This window comes from Streptomyces inusitatus (genome assembly GCF_014651115.1).
In the GTDB taxonomy this organism is placed as follows: Bacteria; Actinomycetota; Actinomycetes; order Streptomycetales; family Streptomycetaceae; genus Streptomyces; species Streptomyces amakusaensis.
Genome location: NZ_BMWG01000009.1, coordinates 168,465 through 188,031, shown reverse-complemented (window position 1 = coordinate 188,031; position 19,567 = coordinate 168,465). Strand labels below are relative to the sequence as shown.

The window sequence follows — 19,567 nt, the reverse complement described above, 5'->3', positions numbered from 1 at the left end:
CCCCGCCACCAGCCCCCCCCCCCCCCCCTGCCCCCGCCGCCGGCCCCCCGCCCCCCCGCCGCGCCCGCCGGGCGCGGCGGCCCGTCGGCGGGCCGCTCAGTGCCCGGACCTCGGCCCGGACCTCAGAGGGCCGCCGGGGCCACCGTCGCCAGCGAGAGCGCGAACCTGCCCCGTGCGTCCGTCCACCACCGGGACAGCTCCATCCCGGCGTCGGCCAGCTCCGCGCGCACTCCTTCCTGACGGAACTTCGCCGACACCTCCGTCCGCAGCTCCTCGCCCTCGTGGAACGGCACCACCACATCCAGCTCCGGGATCTTCACGGTCACCGCCCGGCGGGCGCGCAGCCGCATCTCGATCCACTCGTGCTCCCGGTCCCACAGCGCCACATGGTCGAAGTCCTCGGGATCGGCGTCCGCGCCCAGCTCACGGGCCAGGACATTCAGTACATTTTTATTGAACTCGGCCGTCACTCCCGCCCGGTCGTCATAGGCCCGGACGAGCACGCCCTCGTCCTTCACCAGATCGGTCCCCAGCAGCAGCGCGTCCCCGGGGCCGAGCAGCGCCCGTACCGAGCGCAGGAAGAGCGCGCGCTCGGCGGGCAGCAGATTGCCGATCGTCCCGCCGAGGAAGACGACCAGCCGGGGCCCCGGGGTCACGGGCAGCGCCAGCCCCTCGGTGAAGTCCGCGATCAGGGCGTGGATGCGCAGCCCCGGACGCTCTTCCAGCAGCGCCCGGCCCGCGCCGCGCAGCGCGCTCTCGCTCACGTCGACCGGGACATAGCTCTCCAGGTCCGGCATCGCGTCCAGCAGATACCGGGTCTTCTCGGACGAGCCCGAGCCCAGCTCCACCAGGGTGCGGGCGCCGCTCGCGGCGGCGATCTCGGCCGAGCGGGCGATCAGGATCTCCCGCTCGGCACGGGTCGGGTAGTACTCCGGCAAGCGGGTGATCCGCTCGAACAGCTCACTGCCCCGGGCGTCGTAGAACCATTTGGGCGGCAGCTCCTTGGGGGTGCGGGTGAGCCCGTGGAGCACGTCTTCGCGCAGCGCGGCGCCGGTGGCGTCCTCGGGCAGGGTGCGGGTCAGCTGGAACGGGCTCACAGAGAGGGCTCCTTGAGCGGGGAGAGGAGAACTCCGGCGGCGGTGGCGACCAGCAGGGTGCGGTCGGGCACCTCGCGCCAGCGGGGATCGTCGTCGTACGGCTCCGATGCCACCGTGCACCGGTCCGGTTCGGCGAGCGACCAGAGCGAGTCGCCCCAGGTGGTCGCCGCGATCGTCGCGCCGTCGGTGAGGAGGAAGTTCAGCCGGGAGCCCGGCGCGGCCTCGGCCGCCTCGCGGACGGTGTCCGCGAGCGCCCGGCCCGGCTCGTCGCCGCGCCGGAGCCGGTGCAGCACCAGCGCCCAGAGCAGCGCCGTGTCGCTGCGCGCCTCCAGCGTGAGCAGTTCGGCCGCCGGCAGGGTCGCGGCGAGCGGGGCGAGCGAGCCGGGCCAGCCGGGGACCGAGCCGTTGTGGCTGAACAGCCAGGGACCGGCGGCGAAGGGGGCCGCCGCCGCCTCGCCGTCCGCGCCGGGCACGGTGGCGTCCCGCACGGCGGCCAGCAGGGCCCGGCTGCGGACCACCCGGGTGAGATCGGCGAAGGAGAGATCGGCCCAGATCGGACCGGCGCGCCGGTAGCGGGCGGGCACCGGATCGCCCTCGGCGTACCAGCCCACCCCGAATCCGTCCGCGTTGACGGTGCCGTGGCGCTGGTGGCGCGGGGCCCAGGACTGCCGCAGCAGCCCGTTGGCCGGCACGGTGAGCAGCTCCCCGAGGGCGGCCGGCGGCCCGAGGGAGGCGATGTGGCGGCACATCAGACGGTGTCCTCCAGGGGATCGGCGTCCCGCGCGGTGCGGAACCCGCTGAAGATCTGCCGCCGTACCGGAAGGTCCCAGTTGCGGAAGGTGCCCCGGCAGGCCACCGGGTCCACCCCGAAGGAGCCGCCGCGCAGCACCTTGTGCGCACTGCCGAAGAAGACTTCCGAGTACTCGCGGTAGGGGAAGGCGGCGAAGCCGGGATAGGGGAGGAAGTCGCTCGCGGTCCACTCCCACACATCGCCGATCAGCTGTCGCACCCCCAGCGGCGACCGCCCCTCGCGGTATCCGCCGGCCGGGGCCGGCCGCAGATGGCGCTGGCCCAGATTGGCGTGTACGGGGGTGGGGTCGGCGTCGCCCCAGGGGAAGCGGCGCGAGCGGCCCGTCCCCGGGTCGTGCCGGGCGGCCTTCTCCCACTCGGCCTCGGTGGGCAGCCGCCGCCCGGCCCAGCGGGCGTACGCGTCGGCCTCGTACCAGCTCACATGGAGCACCGGCTCGTCGAGCGGCACCGGCTCGGTCACCCCGAAGCGGCGGCGCAGCCACTGCCCGCCCTCCCGCCGCCAGAACAGCGGGGCCCCGATGTCGTGCCTGCGGATCTGCTCGTAGCCCTCGGCCGCCCACCAGCGGGGGTCGCGGTAGCCGCCGTCCGCGATGAAGGCGAGATACGCGCCGCAGGTCACCGGGGTGGTGTCGATACGAAAGGCGGGCACCGTCCGCCGGTGCGCGGGCCGCTCGTTGTCCAGCGCCCAGGGCTCGGTCGACGTGCCCATGGTGAAGGGGCCGCCGGGCACCAGCACATCGGCGGGCAGCTCCGCCGCGTCCGGCCCGGCCCGGGGCGGCTCGGGCGCGGACAGCGCGGCCGGGCCGTCGCGCAGCTGGTGCGTGATCAGCATCGTCTCGTCGTGCTGCTGCTCATGCTGGGCGATCATGCCGAAGGCGAAGGCGGAGTCGACCAGCGGTCCGCCGCCCTCCAGCGGGGTCCGCTCCAGCAGATCGAGCACCCGGCCGCGCACCTCGGACGCGTAGCCGCGCGCCTCGGCCGGGGCGAGCAGCGGGAGCGAGGGCCGGGTGGCCCGGGGGTGTTCGAAGGCGTCGTACACCGAGTCGATCTCGGGCCGCAGGGCGGCGCGCCCGCCGACCGTGCGCAGCAGCCACTGCTCCTCCTGGTTGCCTATGTGGGCGAGATCCCAGACGAGCGGGGACATCAGGGGCGAGTGCTGGGCGGTCAGCTCCCGGTCGTCCACACATTCGGTGAGCGTGGCGGTACGGGTCCGGGCCCGGGTCAGCGCGTCGAGCGCGCGCCGTCGGAGGTCTTCGTTCATATGCCCGGTTCCCTTTCCAGTGTTCCCTGGCCGTGCCCGGGCGCGGGGATGAGGAGCAGATCGTCGGCGGGACATCGGCCCCGCAGAACATGGCGCTCGTTGAAGGCGGCGACCGCCTCGTGGACCGCGCTGGACGCGCCGACGCGCGGCAGGGCCTCCAGCGCCGTGGCGAAGCAGGCCACGGCGGCCGTGCGCAGCTCGGGATGGCTCAGCCCGAGCCGGGCCGCGTCGAGCCAGAGCGGATTGCGGGGCGCGGGCCGCGACCCGGCGTACTCCGCGAGCGGTTTGACCGTCCGGTACACGGTCTCGGCCGCCTCCGGGTCCTCGAAGAGGGCGGTGGTCACCGCGAGCGGGACCATCCAGCCGTCGTCGCCCGGCTGCGCGTCGATCATCCGCAGTTCGAGATGGCCGCGCGGGCGCACCGGGGGGAAGAGGGTGGTGAGATGGCGTTCCAGATCCTGCCGGGTCGCCGCGCGCGGTGCGCCGGAGCGCAGCCATGAGCGGAAGGTCAGCCCCTCGGGCCGGAGCCACGGCCCGTCGGGCATCGTCATGAACATCAACGGGGCGTCCAGCGCGTGCGCGGCCCAGGCGGCCTTCGGCTCCCGGTCCAGCGGCGGCGAGACGGGGCGTACGGCGTCGAGTTCGTTCCAGATCGCCTGCCGGGTGGAGCGCCAGCCGGTGAGCCGGCCCGCCAGGGCGGGCGAGTTGGCGAAGACGGCGGTGAGCACCGCGCCGAGCAGATGGGCGAGCTGCCACCGTCTGCCGTGTCCGAGCGGTCCCGGCTCCTGCTCACCGGCGTCCAGGCACACCTGGATCGAGGCGGAGTTGCACATCATGACGCGACCGGACGGGCCGGTGCGGTCGAGGTAGGCCTCCATGGCGTCGTAGCGGGGTTCGCGCAGCATCCGGCGCGGTGACTGCCAGGGGTCGAGCCCCATTCCGGCGAGGGTGAGCCCGGTCGGCCGGAGGGCGGTCCGTACGGTGTCCAGATCGGCGGCGACGGAGTCCACGCACTCCATCAGGGAGGCCGCGGGCTGTGAGCTGAGTTCCAGCTGGCCGCCGGGCTCGAAGGTCAGAGCCGATGTCAGGGGGAGAGCGCGCACCAGGTCATGGGCGGCGGTGAGGCGCTCGGCCGAGAGGCGGAGCCGGGGGTCGTGCCGTTCGTGTATGAGCCATTCCAGCTCCACACCCACCATGGCGGGTGGGCCGTTCTTGAAGCAGATGCATCGAAGCAGATCCTCCGCTTCCTCTTCCGAGATGGGCCGGCCGTAGTCGCCGGCGTCGGGTGGACGCATGAGCGGCTCCTCTTTCGAAGGCCTTGCGAGGGCACTCTGCCAACCTAAAGCCAGGGTCGGCGCTTCGCACAAGAGTGCACCGCGGGGGTCCGGGGCCGGTCGCGGTTTCGCGGGCCGTTCGCCGGAAAAGCATTTGCCGCCTTTGTCGCAGGTCAAGGAGTATGTGGCCATGAGCGCACGACTGCGGGGGATCGCCCAACAGACCGAGGATATTGTTGAAACTGGTCGCTATCTGGCCACCAATGGACGAGAAGTGGTCATCGCGGCGGAGGTCGCCGCGGCCCGGGCCGGGACCCGGATGTACGGACCGGATCCGGTGCCCGTCACTCCGGACACCGGCCGCCGGACCGTCTTCGAGGTCACGGCGGAGAGCAGTACGGCGGCGGCCCGGCGACTCACGTCCGGTGCGGGTGTGGGTGCGGGTGCGGGTGCGGAGCCGAGCGCCGGGCCGGGTGCCGGTGCCAGTGCGGGCGCTGATGCCGGGCCGGGTGCCGAGCCGAGCGCCGCGTCCGCTCCGGAGTCCGGTGCCGCGTCCGGCCCGGTGGCCGTGCTCAACTTCGCCTCCGCGCGCAACCCCGGCGGCGGGTATCTGAACGGCGCGCAGGCACAGGAGGAGGCGCTCTGCCGGGCCTCCGCCCTCCACACCACCCTGCGGCGCGCACCCCAGTACTACGAACACCACCGCACCGACCGCGACCCGTTCTACTCGGACCGGGTCATCCACTCGCCCGCCGTCCCCGTCTTCCGCGACGACCGGGGCGCCCTGCTGGACACCCCGTACACCGTCGGCTTTCTGACCTCGCCCGCGCCCAACGCCGGTGTGATCGCGCGAAACGCCCCCGAGGAGACGCACCGGATCCCCGCCGCCCTCGCCTCCCGCGCCGAACGCGTCCTGGAGACCGCCGTCGACCGGGGCTACCGGCGGCTGGTGCTCGGAGCCTGGGGCTGCGGCGTCTTCCGCAACGACCCGGCGACGGTCGCGGGCGTCTTCCACGCGCTGCTCACCGGCGACGGCCGCTTCGCGGGCCACTTCGACCGGGTCGTCCTCGCCGTGCTCGACCGCACCGCGGGACGAACGACCCTCGGGGCCTTCTCCCGCGTCTTCGCCGAACAACTCCCTCCGGCACCGGAATCGGCCGCAACCGGCCCGTCCGCCGGTCATCCCCAGCCGTAACGCTCCCGGAGCCGCTGTACGACGGTGTCGAACCGGGGCCGGTCCAGCGCGCACGCCTCCCGGCGCATGCCCTTCTCGCGCACCCGCAGCACCCGGTCCAGATCGACCCAGGACTCCCGCTCCTCCCGGTCCCAGGGCCCGACCCCGATCGGCACCCACTCACGGTCCCGGTCATGGCGCTTGCTGGAGAGCTGCACCGCGAGCAGCGTCCCCGTCTCCTCCCGGGCCACGATCAGCACCGGACGGTCCTTTCCGCGCCCGTCGTTCTCCTCGAACGGCACCCACGTCCAGACGATCTCACCGGGGTCGGGATCGCCGTCGCGGTCCGGGGCGTAGGAGGTGCGGACCGGGCCCACCGCGGTGGGATCGGCCTCGGTGGTGGCCGAGGCGCCGCCGCGGCCGGGGGAGTCGGAGGCGCCCGATGCGCCGGAGAAGATCGTCACCGTCCCACGGTAGTGCCCCGAGGGGGCCGCCCGCCCGCACCGGCGGCGGACCCGGCTGCTCCGCGATCAGATCCAGCCCTCCAGCGCGGCCATGAATCCGTCGAAGTCGTCGCGGTGCACGGTGTGTCCCGCACCCGTGACGACACGCACCTCGAAGCCGCGCTCCCGCAGCACCGCCGCCCGCCGGGCAGGCACCAGCCGGCTCGGGTCGGCGGCCACCACCAGGGACGGCGCGACGGGCACGGCCGGCATCAGATCCCTGCCCACCGCCTCCTTCAGCCCCTGCGCCGTCGACTCGTCCCAGAGCCCCAGCGTCGCCAGCTCGATGTCGACGTCCTTCTCGTCCCAGCGCGGCGCGGTCTCCCGTATCGCCTCCCGGGACAGCCCCTTCGCCGCGGCGAACGCCTCCGCGCGGAAGCCCTCAGGCCCCTCGGGCAGATGCCAGACCGGGTCCACATAGACCACGCGCCCCGGCGACAGCTCGGCCGCCGCCAGGGACAGCGTCAGCCCGCCGAGCGAATGCCCCATCGCCAGTTCCGCCCCGGCCGGCAGGGACTCCACCAGATCGTCCGCGTACTCCCTCAGGCCGTACGAAGCGGCACGGCCGCTCGCGCCGTGCCCCCGCAGATCCACCGCGACCACCCGATAACCCCGCTCCGCCAGCGCCGGGCCCACCCGCCGCCAGCTGCGATGGTCGGACATGACGCCGTGAATCAGCAGGGCGACGCGCTCGCCCGTACCCCAAGTCGTCGTGTGAAGACGCACGCCGTTCCCTCTCCCTCTCAAGTGCGCTGACACCACCAGGATGAGCGAAGGAAGATCAAAGCAATAGGGGCATCCGGATCCGGCCAACCACCGGACCACGCCCGCGAGCGTTCTGGAAAGATTCCCAGGGCGATGAGCCAGACACCCAAGCAATCCGCCGAACGCTCCGTTCCCACCAGCGCCGACGTCGCCCGGTTAGCAGGGGTTTCCCGGGCCACGGTCTCGTACGTGCTCAACAACACGTCGTCCGTGCGCATCAGCGAGCCCACCCGCCGCCGGGTCCGGGAGGCCGCCGAAGAACTGGGTTACGTACCCCACGCGGCCGCCCGCAGCCTGCGCGCGGGACACACCAGAATGGTCCTGCTGCCCGCCGCGACCTTCTCGCTCGGCCCCCTGTTCCACGAGTTCTTCAACGAACTCCAATGGGCCCTCAGACGCCTGGACTACACCGTCGTTCAGTACGGCAGCCTCGGCCTCGACGGCGACGAGGCCGCCCGCGCCTGGGCCGAGCTGAGACCCGTGGCGGTCGTCTCGCTCGGCGAGGTCGGACTCACGCCCCAGGGCGTCGAAACCCTCAAACGCTCCGGAGCGAAGGCCGTCATCAGCCTCGCCCCCCGGCGGGTGGAAGGCGCGCACTCACTCGTCATGGACCAGAGCGAGGTCGGCAGCTGCGCCGTCACCCATCTGATCCAGCGCGGCCGGCGGGACATCGGCGTCGTCATACCCGGCGAAGCAGGCCTCGAACACTTCTCCGAACCGCGCTTCGAGGGCGCGCGCCGGGCCGGCGCGGCCGGCCGGGCCAGGATCGAGCCGCTGCCCCTCTCGTACGACGAGGAGTCGGCGTCCGCGCTCGCCTCGTCCTGGCGGGGCCTCGGCCTCGACGCCGTCTACGCCTACAACGACGATTACGCCATGCTCCTGATGCGCGCCCTCCAGGAGGAAGGCATCGACATACCGGGGCAGACGGCTGTGATCGGCGCGGACGATCTGCTGCTGGGAAGGCTGCTGCGCCCCCGGCTGAGCACCGTCCACATCGACATGGTGACCGGACGGCTGCTGGCCGAGATCGTCGACCGGGTGGTGCGCGACCCCGGGGACCACCTGGAGATCCGTGATCTGATGGGGGCCCGAGCGGTACACCGCGAGTCCAGCTGACTCCGTCGACCCCGCGTCGCGAGTCCGCCGGGATGCGGACGGGCCGCCGGGTGCCTAGCGTCACGCACAGCGACGATCCGCAGCGGATCCGCAGCAGAGGAGTCCCGGTGACGACCGAACCACAGCGCTTCGAAGTCCTGATCGTGCCCGAGCACGCCGAGGGGCACGACCCCGGCACCCTCTCCGAGGTCGCCCTCCGGTCGGCCCTGGTGGCCGCCACGGGCGAAACCGGAGCCTCCGGCTACCCCCGGTTCGCCGGGGAGGGGATCGTGGCCGACATCGACCCCGCCACCCGTACGGTCGAAGCCCTCCTCATCGACGGCTCCGAAATCGACTACGGCCTCTCGGCCCGGGTCCGCGAGGTCGGCCGCTGACCCGGGCCGCCCGGCATCCCCCGCATCCCCCCGGCACCCGGGTCAGCCCTTCGGGCCCTCACCGTTCCCCGCGCCGGCCTCGGCCTTCTTGATCGACTGGCGGACCTCGTCCATGTCCAGCGCCCTGGCCTGGCCGATCACATCCTCCAGCACGGACTCCGGCAGCGCGCCCGGCTGCGCGAACACCGCCACATTCTCGCGGACGATCATCAGCGTCGGGATGGACTGGATCTCGAACGCGGCGGCCAGCTCCTGCTGCGCCTCGGTGTCGACCTTCGCGAAGACCAGGTCGGGGTGGCGCTCGGCCGCCCCCTCGTACACCGGGGCGAACTGACGGCAGGGGCCACACCACGAAGCCCAGAAATCGATCAGAACGAATTCGTTCTCGGAAACGACCTGATCGAAGTTCTCCTTGGTGAGCTCTACAGTGCTCATGACGTGGTTACCTCTCCCTGTGTCCGGCCGTCCGGCCGTCCGGTGTGGACTCGCCCCCGACAACGGTGCCGAGGGCCGTGCTATTCCTGCGACTGCCCATGTGGCCAGGACGCACACCCGGTACCAGACTGTCCCTATGACCGAAGCTGTGGAGTTTGACGTCGTGGTGCTGGGCGCGGGCCCCACCGGCGAGAATGTGGCGGACCGGCTGCGGGCCGCGGGCCTGAGCACGGCGGTCGTGGAGAGCGAGCTGGTCGGCGGCGAATGCTCCTACTGGGCCTGCATGCCCAGCAAGGCCCTGCTGCGCCCGGTGCTCGCCCGTGCCGACGCCCGCCGGCTGCCCGGACTGAGCGAGTCGGCCGCCGCGCCGCTCGACACCGAGGCCGTACTCGCCCGCAGGGACGCCTTCGCCTCCCAATGGAAGGACGACGGACAGGTTTCCTGGCTGGATTCCACCGGCGCCCGGCTCTACCGGGGCCGCGGCAGACTGGACGGCCCCAAGCGCGTCGTCGTGGACGGCCCCGAGGGCGAACACCACGTACTCACCGCCCGCCACGCGGTCGCCGTGTGCACCGGCAGCCGCGCGGTCCTCCCCGACCTGCCGGGACTCCGCGGCGCGAGGCCCTGGACCAGCCGCGAGGCCACCAGCGCCCACACCGCGCCCGGACGGCTCGCGATCGTCGGCGGGGGAGTCGTCGGCGTCGAGATGGCCACCGCCTGGCAGGCCCTCGGCTCCCGGGTCACCCTCCTGGTCCGCGGCGACGGGCTGCTGCCCCGCATGGAACCCTTCGTCGGCGAATACATCGCCGACGCCCTCACCGAGGCCGGAGTCCACCTCCGCACCAACGTCTCCGTCGCCTCCGTCGAACGCCCCGACGCCACCGGCCCCGTCACCCTCGTCCTCGACGACGGCGACCGCGTCGAGGCCGACGAAGTCCTCTTCGCCACCGGCCGCGCCCCCCGCACCGAAGACCTGGGCCTCGAAACCGTCGGACTCCAGCCCGGCTCCTGGCTCCCCGTCGACGACAGCTGCCGCGTCGACGGCAGCAAATGGCTCTACGGCGTCGGCGACGTCAACCACCGCGCCCTCCTCACCCACCAGGGCAAATACCAGGCCCGCATCGCCGCCGCCGCCATCGTCGCCCGCGCCCAGCACGTCCCCCTCCTCGAAACCGACCCCTGGGGCGCCCACACCGCCACCGCCGACCACGCCGCCGTCCCCCAAGTCGTCTTCACCGACCCCGAAGCCGCCTCCGTCGGCCTCTCCCTCTCCGAAGCCCAATCCGCCGGCCACCGCGTCCGCGCCGTCGACCACGACCTCGCCTCCGTCGCCGGCGCTTCCCTCTACGCCGACGGCTACAAAGGCCGCGCCCGCATGATCGTCGACCTCGACCGCCAAATCCTCCTCGGCGTCACCTTCGTCGGCCCCGGCGTCGGCGAACTCCTCCACTCCGCGACCATCGCCGTCGTCGGCGAAGTCCCCATCGAACGCCTGTGGCACGCGGTGCCCGCGTATCCGACGATCAGTGAGGTGTGGTTGCGGCTGCTGGAGGCGTTTCGGGGATAGGAACCGCCGTTAAAGCCATACTGCGGTCGTCGGGTCGGGCTCTTGAGCGTTCGGTCCAGAGTGGTACGGGCTCGGAGCAGAGGATATTCAGGTTGTGGGGATCGGCCGCCCCACCCGCGTGGGGCGGTCCACAGAACCGGGGTCCGACGTGGAGTTCCGCCGGAATCTCTCCGCCGCCGCAGCAACAAGCCCGGTAGACCATCACGGTGGGCCGTAGAGCACCTGCTCCGGTCACGTCCGCTCATGCCATCTGCTTGGCGTGGTAGAACAGGCTCCCCCCTCAGCCGTGCTCTCCGCTGAATCCACTGCGAAGCCCTTTTCTCGACTGAGTCGGTAGTAGCTCGGAGCCCACGCCGGAAACCCACCCGGCCGAGGGAAGACTCGGCGAGGTGGGTCCGTGGACGAGCACAGTCGTGCCGGCAGCAGGAAGCAAGACGGCGCTTATCCTGGCGCGAGGTCTCGAGGGATCAGCCCTCCAGAAGCCTCACTGCTTTGGTTCGCCATTCCGCCACGGCCGCCATGAGCTGAACGAGGTTCTGGCAGGAGGTGATCAACCGCCGCGCGGGAACACGTAGATGTTGACTGGAAGCGCCGAAGCTATCGATCAGCGTGATGACTTCCTCGAAGTCGGCCGGTTCGGTCTCGCAGGAGGGCTCAGCCATGTGCCGCAGCATCTGTACGAGATCGTCCGACCACTCGCTGCGCGGAGTGTTCCGGGTCCACTCCATGAAGGCGTCGAAGGCGATGGTGGCGGCGCTCATGCGTTGGGCAAGTCGCTCGGTGGCTGATTCCAGTTCACCAGCTGGCCCGCTGATCACTTTGGCCATTTGGGTCAACACCGCCAGCTTGGCGTTCGCGGGGGCCCCAGGATGACTGACTCGGACCATGTCCTCCATCATGAGTTCCATGATCGCCCCGAGATCGGCCGCCGCCGAATCCACGTCGGCCATATCTGCTGTTATACCCGCCATTTGCGCCTCGGCCTCCGCGACGAGGTCAAAGAAGCCGGGAGCGTCGTCGTGCTCGTTCGCCTGAGGTTTGTCGGTCTCCACGGTCGGACCGATGGCCGAACTCGTTGGGCACGTTCCGCGCAGTGCCTCCGCCATCAGCGCCGTGAGCCGATTCCGAGCTGCGACGGGGTCCACAGCATGACGCGGAAGCTCGATGGAAGGGCTCGCACCGTGCCCCCGAGGGATCGCGGTTCCATCAGTGAAGTGGATGGTGTGTCGGCCGAGCGCGTGCCGGACGCCGAGCCCGAAAGAGAGTGCCTCATCGGTGCCGGTGACATCGGCGACGACAATGTCGGCTTCGGCCACCAGGCTCAGCAACTGATCAACCGGGAGTCCGGCATTCGTCAGATCATCGGCCCGGAGGGGGGTGAGGTTGAGCTGTTCGCAGGAAGGCCGTACAACATCCTCGTAGAGGATCGCTGAGCGGTCACACTCCTCCGTGACCGATCCACTGGAGGGGCGGGGCCCGGTGACCCTCATTCCAACGGCGAGACAAGTGGGCATGACACATCCTTCGGTGTAGTCGTTGAGACGTGCTGTGTGTGGGTGGGGGGGGAGTGACCGAGAAGGTCAGTCGAAGAGCGTGAGCGCCACTCCGTCGGCGATCTCGTCGGCGAAAACAGGCCGCTCCTCGATGCCCAGCGCTCGCAACAGGTCAACCGTGAGCACTCGGTGTCGTCTGCCGACTCGAAGCGTGGGGCAGGGGAACGTGTCGAGCGTGATGTGTCGGTAGGCCGTGGCACGGCACATCCCGAAGGCTCTGGCAGCCGTCCCCAGATCGACACTGACCGGAAGGTTGAAGATCTCGCGGAAAGTGAGCGGGGTGCTCTCGTGATCCGTCACCGGCCCCTCCCGGGTCGCCGCAGGGAGATCGCCGCGACCTGGCGGCCTCGGCCCGTATGGGGAACTTCAGTGGCCGTGTCCGACAGGCCCCAGGCCTGGGCAAGGGCACCGATCCGTACGCCCTCGACACGGTGACCGGGAACCGTGAAGCGCGGACTGGCGGAAAGCCCCGAAGGCCGTACGGGCGGGTTGTACTCCACCTGCCAGGGGAGTTCTGCCCCTGCACCGGACGATAGGCCTCCGGCGTGCTCCACATTCTCCACGGCCAGCTCATGGCAGGCCCCCCGCCAAACTTCCCAGGCGTGAGAACAGGTCGCGCGCAGCACATGGCCGCCCGGGTCCGACGCGTGGGTCCCGAACTCTGCCAGAGACTCCAGGTAGCAGGTGACGAGTTCGGCCTCGACGTCCTCGCGTTCCGCACGGCGGGCACTGACGATTCTCAAGGCGGTTCGCCGAAGCCCCGGCAGCCCTAACCACACGACTGCCACAGGCCAGTCGGACGTGTCGGCGTCGAATCGGGACCGTTCCTCGATCTGATGCCACAGCGCGACGCGTGCCCCATGGTCTACGGAGCGGTCGTACAGCACCCGTCGGGCGAGTTCCAGGGGCAGTGCAAGCCCCGATTCGTCCGTTCCGTCGAAGAGGCGTAGTTCGGGTGCCGGATTCCGATTGACGAACAGCCTCTCGATGGAGGTGAAGAGTCCAGGGTAAGCGAGAGTCGGCATCGCTACACCCCCTTCGGGCTGGGCTCGCGGGTGGAGATCCTCCTGCGCCACAAAGCGAGCAACCTCATGGCCAGTTCCTTGCTGGGCTTGCTGGGAACGACATCCTCGCTCCGTTCGAAGGCGAGCAGCCATCGGAGGAAACCGGGTTGCCGGGCAGCTGTGAGACCTTCGAGAAGCTCTGTCAGCGCTGGATCGGGTTCCGAGGCTTCGTCTGCCTTGCGGCACCAGTCGAGAAGGACATCTCGCATGGTTGCGTAAGTGCTCGGCTCGTTCAGGGTGTGTCCGGTCAGCCGGACCATGCCGGAAGCCGCTTCGCCACCCGCGAGGACCCGATCGCCGCACCAGGAGAGGTCGGCCTCTGCCATGAGGGGAAAGACGTGAGCGACAATCAGCCCCGGAATACCGTCGAGTGCGGCCCAGTCGCGCATTCTGTCGAGGTGTGCCCCCTTCGTACGGGCGTCGCCCGCTCTGAAGCACAGAACGAGGACTTCGGTGATTGAAGCGGCGACATCGACGTCCCCGCTGTCGCCGACCAACGTTCCCATCAGCCGATCGATGAGTTCCAGGCTCTGTTCGGGCATCGGCCCGTCCAGATCCGGGCGGCAGGCGTACGCCACGGCCTTGCGCAGTGGAGCCTCGGTCGCGACGCTCCACTGGTTCAGCAACTCGCCCGCCCTGAGCCCCGCTGCCGGGTTTCGGGCGACCAGCCCCAGACACCGGGCCGCGATCTCGGCAGCCGGTGGCCACGAACTCAGGACCAGGTGGTGCAGAAGGATCAACGTTCTGCCACCGGTCGCCGCGGCCATGGCTGCGGCCGTCCACCCCGCCCGCTCGATGTGGTGCGGATCCTTCCCGGTCCCGGCGAGCCAGGCATGGATCAAAGGCGACAGATCCTCATGTTCTCTGCACAGGACCTCCCAGAGCGCTTCGGCGGTGGTCGGCCAGTAGAACGATGCGATATCAGGGCCATCCGTCCCGGCCCGCGGCCCGCACCGCACCCCGAGAGCTCGCCATGCCTCGGGCAGGAGTTGCTGTCGCGCCCCGCTGCCCTGTGACTCGTCCGCTCGACGGAGCAGAATCTGCACGGTCGGTACGTGCTCCCAGCCGGAACCGGCTGCTTTCAGCAGGTCCGCTGCGCGCTCCGACACAACCGCGCGCTCCAGACCACCGTAGACACCGAGTGACAGCAGATGAGCAAGGAGCTGAGGTTCCTCCCGTGCTCGGGCCATGAGCTCCGATGCCTCCGTCCGCCCCAGGTCATAGAGCACTTCGGTGCTGGTGTCACTCTCGGCGATACCGATGCGGGTCAAGGCCTCCGCTGCTTGGGCCGCGCGCCGCGGCGGCAGCTCTGACGGCAGCATTTCGTCGAGGAGCCCCGATGCCAGGGAACGCAGGATCCAGGTCCGCTTCTGCTGGTCGGTGCAGACATCCTTGAGATGGGCGGCGAGGACCATTCTCGGATCGGGTGGCAAGTGCCGAAGGACCGGGATGCCCAGGTGCTCCGTCACGGCGGAAGTGAGCCCGGGTGAGTCCGTCAGCACGATGAGAAGATGCGCCCCGGCCTCCGCCAAGGTGAGTTCCAGCCGGGACAGGTCCCAGGGGCGAAGCTTGAAGAGGTTCTGCGGCTCCATCACCAGGTACCCCTGTACGCGATGAGGATGCGGTCCCCACTGTGTGAGGTCGACCGCTCCGTCAATCTGGTAAAGCACAGCTTCTTCCCTCCCGTGAGCCAGGAGATTGAGAGCATGTGTCTCACGGCCGGTGCCCGGGGGGCCGACCAGCACGGCGATTCCCGCTTCGAGGGTGGCCAGCGCTCCCTCGTATCCGGGTGGCGGGACGAAGCGGCGCCTCGCCGTTCTCAGGTCCTTGGCCCGCACGGGCCCCTGTCGCATGGGTGAGGCGCCGGGGCTTTCCTCATTCGGTGTGGTGGTGACGATCTGTCGCTGGCCGCCCGTCACCATTCCCGTATTGACGGTCCCGTTCGGAGCAACGACCACCATCTCCTTGCCGGCGGACAGGGCCGCGAGGAAGGCATCGAAATCCCCTCCGGGGAGCACATCAGATGTCACAGTCGGATCCTTCGTCATAGTGACCGGGCAAACCAACGGAAGTGATGCGCTGACCGCCGTATACGGTCCCGGTGTTGATGATCCCCCGCGCAGCATGGAGAACGGTTTTGGGTATGGCTTCGACCCCTTCGGCTACCTGGGCCGACTCAACATGATCACCCTTCGGATCGCATGTCGTTCGTGGACAGAAAGCGATCACCTTGTTCGCCTGACGAATTCCCTGTTCTCGCATTTCTTCCTCTCTGGGCATTCGGCATGCCCGAGACTCTGGTAGCGGCTTTCGAACACTTCGAGCATCGTGCATGCGCAACCTGCCGTATGCTTCCGCAGTGCGGAAATGGGGTGACTGCGGTCACAGTCGCGAGACAGGTCCAGACCTCATGACACGAAAGGGCGGGTGCGTCGCCCGAAGGCAATGCACCCGCCCGTCTGCTCTGTTCTTATTTCCTTGTCGCTGTCACCCCCGGGACCTGGCGTCCCAGCGCCGCGATCCGGTCGCGGAGGATGCTGGAAATCTCCTTTCGCTCCTGGTCGGTCAGAGTTCCGAGAAGAGAGGCCAATTCCTCCTGCCAGTCCGTATGCGCTGGGCCCAGTAGATCCTGATGGCCGACGGACCAGTCAAGAACCTGTTGCACCTGGTCGGGATGTCTGAGGAGCCAGAGAGCCGCGAGGGAGACCGGGCCGGCGCGCAGTGCCTGGAGGCAGAAGTCGTACTCACCCCGGCGGTCGTTCGTCCATGAGAAACGAACCCACTCGTTCTCCTGCTGACCGAGGAGAAGCTCTTCGCCGGAATCGCGAAGCCTTATGTCGAACACTCGGTAGCTCAGGCCCGCTTCCGCCATCCGCTGTGTCACGCCCAGGTGCCGCATGATCTCGGGGGCTCCGAGCCCGCTGCCCGCCTCGGTCTGCGCGTCTGCCAGCTGCCGCAGGATGCCGCTGAGATGGGTTCGGATCTGATGCCATCCGTACATGGTTCTGGTGCGTACGACCTGTACCGGATCATGCACCCACCAGGATACCCAAACGTCCACCGATTCGGTTCCGTAAACCGTGGGAATTCCCACGGCCCGGCTGTCCACATGCTCGGTTACATCCACCCGAAAGGAATCCGCGTAGTCACCGCGCAGACTCGGTTCCGGCGCATCGTCGATCATAGCCGCAGGCCCGCCGGAGTCGACAGGGTCGCCTCGGCGGCCGAGCATAAAGTATCGGCCGTCAAAATCTCTCACTACCAGGGACGAATCGCTTTTAGTTAGCCATTTATAGCCGAAGATCTCCCTCCATGGCCTCCGGTCCGTCCGTGAGTAGAGCTGCTTGGCGATGTCCTCACTCATGCAGACTCCCATCTTTCCCCCACACGCCAGCTACTGAGAGCGCTTCGCGCGATTTCGCGCCCCGCCCAGCCGGCGGTTCCCTGTTGGTCGATCTCCACGAACAGTCGTAGTTCGCCGTGCCGCATGCTTCGGGCCAACTCATGGAAGAGATTTTCTACTGATCGGGAAGCGGTCTCGTCCCAGAGTCCTTGGTTGGACCATCTCAGCAGGGCGGAACAGGTTTTGTCGAATGAGTCATCCGTGTTCAAGGCCCTCCGAATGATGTCGATCGTCAGAGGGCTACGGGAAGTCTCGCGAGAAAGTTGCAGTTGAAACCAATTCGATGAAAGAAGTAACCCGCTGAAAAGTGCGAGCAGCTGCTCCGGCTCGATTTTCTCACTCTTCAGCCACTCCAGAAGTCGGGTGAAGACGAGATCTTCATGGCCGGATTGGAACAAGCGGAGAATCGCCTCTTCCACGGCGAGCCTGAGCAGCAGCTGCTCCCCTTCCGTTCTTCCGCCGGGCTGTAGGCCTCGCAGGAGTGTGTGCAAGAGCCGCAGGGCGAATTCGGGCCGGGCGAGGCCGAAGTCGGCGGCGCACGCATACGCGGTCGTCCTTCTCCGATAGGGACTCGCCGCCATGCTCCAGTTCTCAAGCCGGTAGCGCACCTCTCCGACCAGCAGGGGATCCTCGGCGGCGATGCCCAGGGCATTAGCCGCGATCATCTGACTGGTTGTGCGTTCGGAATCGGCCAGGGTGCCGATGTGGCGCAAGGCCCGTCTCCCGCCGCCCCAGCTCGCGGCCTTACCCATGATCCGGCCCGCCGGCAGTGTGAGTTCGTTGTCGCGGCTCACCTTGCTCAGCCAACTGACAAGCAGGTCCGAAACCTGGCTGTACTCACGCCAGACATGCCGGAGTACGGCTTCCGCCTGTCGGTGCCTGATAAAGGAGACCGGCTCGACGCTGTGGGTGTACATCCCTCTCGCCGGAATCCGAGGCATCTGCCGTGAAGCGCCGATCGCATCGAGCAGATCGGTCAGGGAGCGCCGGAAGACGAACTGGGGGTTTGGCCTTTCCTCATTTCGGCCGCCTTGGGGATCGGTTACCGGCAGCACCGCGGAGAGGCGGCCCTCGGACAGCTCCAGCAGCCGATCTGCCTCCTCCTTCACGATCCGGTGGTCCAGTCCTTCGTAGACACAGGCGGCCAGGAGAAAGGCCAGCGCGTCGGACTCGTCGCGCAACCGTGCCACCAGCTCAGGGACTTCCTGTTCGGCCCGGAAACTCAGCTGCTCGGTGAGATCACCCAGCAGGGTCCGGTCTCCGCCCGCCGCCACGATGGCAGTCACCAACTCGACCACTTCGGTCGGCACCAGCTCGGGCGCCAGGAGTTCGCCGAGCACCTGATCGCCCACGGCGGACATCAGACGTTCCCGCTCACGCTCATCCGGAACCTCCGCTTTGAGCCGGCTGCCGAACACCAGCGAGGGCGGCGGGGGCTCGCACATGATGGGACCGATATGGAGATCCTGCTTGAGGCGACGCAGCAGGGCCGTGTCGTCCGGCAGGATGATCACCATGCACGCTCCGGCTTTCTCCAGCAGCGAGCGCACATGGCCGAGTACCCCCGGGCCGAGGGGCCTTGCCGGAAATAATCCGTCGACGATGTAGCCCCCCACCGTGGGCTTGGACGGACGCCATCGGTCCAGCTCGGTGAGACTGTCCATGGCTTGGAGCGGAACACCCTCCCCGCAGTACTGGCGCAACAGGTTGAGGGTCGCGGTACGACGTCCGGATCCCGGGCGTCCGGCCAGAAAGAGCACCTTTTTGTCCAGCTTCCTTCTGGCCGCCCCAAACCATGCGGGCTCCGCGAACCCGAATGCGGCGGCTTCCACCTCGGACTCTGGAACGGGCCCCTCGTGCACCCGAGCAGCCCGCCGGGTTCCCGCACCCTCTGTCGGACCGTTCTGTACGCGTTGATCACCATGAACGGTGCCTGCGTTGACGTTCGCGTACGGCGCCCAGACGTGCGGACCCGAGGAGCCCGCAGCCCCACCGAGGGCGTCGAAGAGATCGATGAGGTCGCGCTCCGCCCCCTCGTGCGACGATCCGGCGACGGATGCGTGCTCGGCCCCCGACGCCGCCGCGTCAGGCGGTTCCGCGGTGGTCCCTCGTTCTTCCGTGGTCACGAGCGCCCACGGTTCTTGTCACCACGGATCCGGTCGGCCTGGAAGCCGCGTACGCGTCGAGCCTTGTTCCCCTTGACAAGGTCCCCGGCGATGTCCTGGTTGCTCACGCTCTGGCCACCATGGACGGTGCCCGTGTTGATGTTGCCACCGGGAGCACTGTTCTCCACGTGCGGACGGAGTCCAGTGCTTTCGGGAGTCCGCACGTCCTCCTGCGGCACGATGTCACGGTCGTCACCGGTGTCGCGGTCCAAGGTCTCCTCATACAGTGGCCCGGATGGCTGCGGCACATAGAGCCATGCCCGCTGAGCGAAGGGTTTTCCCTCCACGGTCGCGGCCACCTCGACGAAGTGATCGGGGTGCCGCCCGGTGTATCCACTGACTACCGCGTCTTCGAAGCAACGGTCCGAAAGGATCGCCGCCACGTGGGTGACGTTCTCTTTGTGAGAGGCGAGTACGGCCTTGACGGGCCGGGAGTCGAGCAGCCGATGGGTGTCGTTGCGCACGGTTCCATTGCCGCTGAACTCGTCCCGAGTGTCGGGCAGGGGACCGATGTGCAGGCTGGCTCGGAGGCGGATGGGCATCACCCCATGAGACAGGACGTTGTAGTCGGTCAGTACATCCTGAAGGGTGAGAAGGAAAGGATGGATCACCATGGGCACGAGCGACACGTCGAACCCGAAGACATAGCCATCGCCCGTCGTGTTGGGAAACAGACGGTCGTCCCAGACTTCACGCATCCCCACCCGGGTCAGAGCCGTCATGAGAAGGTCCGGCACGGTACGGCTGATGGTCTCGTGCTCAAGGGCGGGCCGTCCCGTGAACCCCTTGGCGTCCACGGCCAGGACGCCCCTGTAAGGAGGTAGCGGACGACTGCGGGTGAAGGGGCGTTCGCGCCCCACGGACAAACTGCTGATCTGCTCATGCATGGGTGTGGCTCCTCGCTGAGGCCCCGCCCAGGAAGGCTGGACGGGGCGGAGTGTCCTTGGCCGTGCCACTCCAGGTTCCCGACGAGGCCTCGGGAGGTCTGCACCGCGAGTGCGTGTGG

General features: G+C 69.1%; 19 protein-coding genes. 5 read left to right on the top strand and 14 right to left on the bottom strand.

What is annotated here, in order from left to right; translation table 11 throughout:
- Positions 1-122 precede the first annotated feature (122 nt).
- The 4 genes from egtD to egtA are packed head-to-tail and all read right to left on the bottom strand — an operon-like array spanning position 123 to position 4,463.
- Positions 123-1,097, bottom strand: a complete 975-nt coding sequence (gene egtD / locus IE247_RS16940) for an L-histidine N(alpha)-methyltransferase (protein ID WP_190123963.1) — start codon at positions 1,095-1,097, stop codon at positions 123-125.
- Positions 1,094-1,846, bottom strand: coding sequence for an ergothioneine biosynthesis protein EgtC (egtC, locus tag IE247_RS16935; protein WP_190123962.1), 753 nt, complete (start codon positions 1,844-1,846; stop codon positions 1,094-1,096). The genes egtD and egtC overlap by 4 nt, the downstream gene beginning before the upstream one ends.
- Positions 1,846-3,168: an ergothioneine biosynthesis protein EgtB gene (gene egtB, locus IE247_RS16930; protein ID WP_190123961.1), complete on the bottom strand. Its 1,323-nt coding sequence runs from the start codon at positions 3,166-3,168 to the stop codon at positions 1,846-1,848. The genes egtC and egtB overlap by 1 nt, the downstream gene beginning before the upstream one ends.
- Positions 3,165-4,463 (bottom strand): ergothioneine biosynthesis glutamate--cysteine ligase EgtA, encoded by a 1,299-nt coding sequence (gene egtA, locus IE247_RS16925; RefSeq protein ID WP_190123960.1) that lies wholly within the window; start codon positions 4,461-4,463, stop codon positions 3,165-3,167. The genes egtB and egtA overlap by 4 nt, the downstream gene beginning before the upstream one ends.
- 169 nt (positions 4,464-4,632) lie before the next feature.
- On the opposite strand from egtA, the gene IE247_RS16920 reads away from it, so the two are divergent.
- Positions 4,633-5,637 carry a TIGR02452 family protein gene (locus tag IE247_RS16920; RefSeq protein ID WP_190123959.1) on the top strand — a complete coding sequence of 335 codons (1,005 nt, stop codon included), beginning with the start codon at positions 4,633-4,635 and terminating at the stop codon, positions 5,635-5,637.
- Here IE247_RS16920 and IE247_RS16915 read toward each other — a convergent pair.
- Positions 5,622-6,080 (bottom strand): type II toxin-antitoxin system PemK/MazF family toxin, encoded by a 459-nt coding sequence (locus IE247_RS16915; RefSeq protein ID WP_190123958.1) that lies wholly within the window; start codon positions 6,078-6,080, stop codon positions 5,622-5,624. The genes IE247_RS16920 and IE247_RS16915 overlap by 16 nt on opposite strands.
- A 66-nt stretch (positions 6,081-6,146) precedes the next feature.
- Positions 6,147-6,845, bottom strand: coding sequence for an alpha/beta fold hydrolase (locus tag IE247_RS16910; protein WP_190123957.1), 699 nt, complete (start codon positions 6,843-6,845; stop codon positions 6,147-6,149).
- A gap of 132 nt (positions 6,846-6,977) precedes the next feature.
- Here IE247_RS16910 and IE247_RS16905 point away from each other — a divergent pair, with 132 nt between their 5' ends.
- Both IE247_RS16905 and IE247_RS16900 read left to right on the top strand, forming a co-directional pair.
- Positions 6,978-8,000, top strand: coding sequence for a LacI family DNA-binding transcriptional regulator (locus IE247_RS16905; protein ID WP_190123956.1), 1,023 nt, complete (start codon positions 6,978-6,980; stop codon positions 7,998-8,000).
- Between the two features lie 107 nt (positions 8,001-8,107).
- A complete protein-coding gene (locus tag IE247_RS16900; RefSeq protein WP_190123955.1) occupies positions 8,108-8,374 on the top strand; it encodes a hypothetical protein in 267 nt (88 codons plus the stop codon).
- Positions 8,375-8,416: 42 nt separating this feature from the next.
- Here the strand turns inward: IE247_RS16900 and trxA are convergent, their stop codons facing one another.
- Positions 8,417-8,926, bottom strand: coding sequence for a thioredoxin (gene trxA / locus IE247_RS16895; protein WP_373305572.1), 510 nt, complete (start codon positions 8,924-8,926; stop codon positions 8,417-8,419).
- A 19-nt stretch (positions 8,927-8,945) separates the two neighbouring features.
- Between trxA and IE247_RS16890 the strand changes: the two genes are divergently transcribed.
- Positions 8,946-10,376, top strand: a complete 1,431-nt coding sequence (locus IE247_RS16890; protein ID WP_190123953.1) for a dihydrolipoyl dehydrogenase family protein — start codon at positions 8,946-8,948, stop codon at positions 10,374-10,376.
- Between the two features lie 467 nt (positions 10,377-10,843).
- Here the strand turns inward: IE247_RS16890 and IE247_RS34370 are convergent, their stop codons facing one another.
- The gene (locus IE247_RS34370) at positions 10,844-11,428 is read right to left on the bottom strand and encodes a hypothetical protein (protein ID WP_229869165.1); all 585 of its coding nucleotides are present in this window, start codon (positions 11,426-11,428) and stop codon (positions 10,844-10,846) included.
- Positions 11,429-11,524: 96 nt separating this feature from the next.
- Here IE247_RS34370 and IE247_RS34365 point away from each other — a divergent pair, with 96 nt between their 5' ends.
- The gene (locus IE247_RS34365) at positions 11,525-11,809 is read left to right on the top strand and encodes a hypothetical protein (protein WP_229869164.1); all 285 of its coding nucleotides are present in this window, start codon (positions 11,525-11,527) and stop codon (positions 11,807-11,809) included.
- A gap of 147 nt (positions 11,810-11,956) precedes the next feature.
- Here the strand turns inward: IE247_RS34365 and IE247_RS16880 are convergent, their stop codons facing one another.
- The 6 genes from IE247_RS16880 to IE247_RS16855 all read right to left on the bottom strand — a co-directional run bounded on the left by IE247_RS16880 (position 11,957) and on the right by IE247_RS16855 (position 19,448).
- Positions 11,957-12,229 (bottom strand): DNA-binding protein, encoded by a 273-nt coding sequence (locus IE247_RS16880; RefSeq protein WP_190123951.1) that lies wholly within the window; start codon positions 12,227-12,229, stop codon positions 11,957-11,959.
- Positions 12,226-12,954, bottom strand: a complete 729-nt coding sequence (locus IE247_RS16875; RefSeq protein ID WP_190123950.1) for a hypothetical protein — start codon at positions 12,952-12,954, stop codon at positions 12,226-12,228. The genes IE247_RS16880 and IE247_RS16875 overlap by 4 nt, the downstream gene beginning before the upstream one ends.
- Before the next feature lie 2 nt (positions 12,955-12,956).
- Complete coding sequence (locus tag IE247_RS16870) at positions 12,957-15,023, bottom strand: hypothetical protein (RefSeq protein ID WP_190123949.1); 2,067 nt, start codon at positions 15,021-15,023, stop codon at positions 12,957-12,959.
- A gap of 440 nt (positions 15,024-15,463) precedes the next feature.
- Entirely contained in the window at positions 15,464-16,357 is an 894-nt protein-coding gene (locus tag IE247_RS16865; protein ID WP_190123948.1) for a hypothetical protein, read from the bottom strand.
- Positions 16,354-18,522: a hypothetical protein gene (locus IE247_RS16860; RefSeq protein WP_229869163.1), complete on the bottom strand. Its 2,169-nt coding sequence runs from the start codon at positions 18,520-18,522 to the stop codon at positions 16,354-16,356. The genes IE247_RS16865 and IE247_RS16860 overlap by 4 nt, the downstream gene beginning before the upstream one ends.
- A complete protein-coding gene (locus IE247_RS16855) occupies positions 18,519-19,448 on the bottom strand; it encodes a hypothetical protein (RefSeq protein ID WP_190123947.1) in 930 nt (309 codons plus the stop codon). The genes IE247_RS16860 and IE247_RS16855 overlap by 4 nt, the downstream gene beginning before the upstream one ends.
- Positions 19,449-19,567 lie beyond the last annotated feature (119 nt).

Bases quoted from the DNA above. Each gene is read 5' to 3' on its own strand.
- egtC (WP_190123962.1), bottom strand. From the start codon at position 1,846: ATGTGCCGCCACATCGCCTCCCTCGGGCCGCCGGCCGCCCTCGGGGAG.
- egtB (WP_190123961.1), bottom strand. From the start codon at position 3,168: ATGAACGAAGACCTCCGACGGCGCGCGCTCGACGCGCTGACCCGGGCC.
- egtA (WP_190123960.1), bottom strand. From the start codon at position 4,463: ATGCGTCCACCCGACGCCGGCGACTACGGCCGGCCCATCTCGGAAGAG.
- IE247_RS16920 (WP_190123959.1), top strand. From the start codon at position 4,633: ATGAGCGCACGACTGCGGGGGATCGCCCAACAGACCGAGGATATTGTT.
- IE247_RS16905 (WP_190123956.1), top strand. From the start codon at position 6,978: ATGAGCCAGACACCCAAGCAATCCGCCGAACGCTCCGTTCCCACCAGC.
- IE247_RS16890 (WP_190123953.1), top strand. From the start codon at position 8,946: ATGACCGAAGCTGTGGAGTTTGACGTCGTGGTGCTGGGCGCGGGCCCC.
- IE247_RS34365 (WP_229869164.1), top strand. From the start codon at position 11,525: ATGACGCGGAAGCTCGATGGAAGGGCTCGCACCGTGCCCCCGAGGGAT.
- IE247_RS16875 (WP_190123950.1), bottom strand. From the start codon at position 12,954: ATGCCGACTCTCGCTTACCCTGGACTCTTCACCTCCATCGAGAGGCTG.
- IE247_RS16865 (WP_190123948.1), bottom strand. From the start codon at position 16,357: ATGAGTGAGGACATCGCCAAGCAGCTCTACTCACGGACGGACCGGAGG.
- IE247_RS16855 (WP_190123947.1), bottom strand. From the start codon at position 19,448: ATGCATGAGCAGATCAGCAGTTTGTCCGTGGGGCGCGAACGCCCCTTC.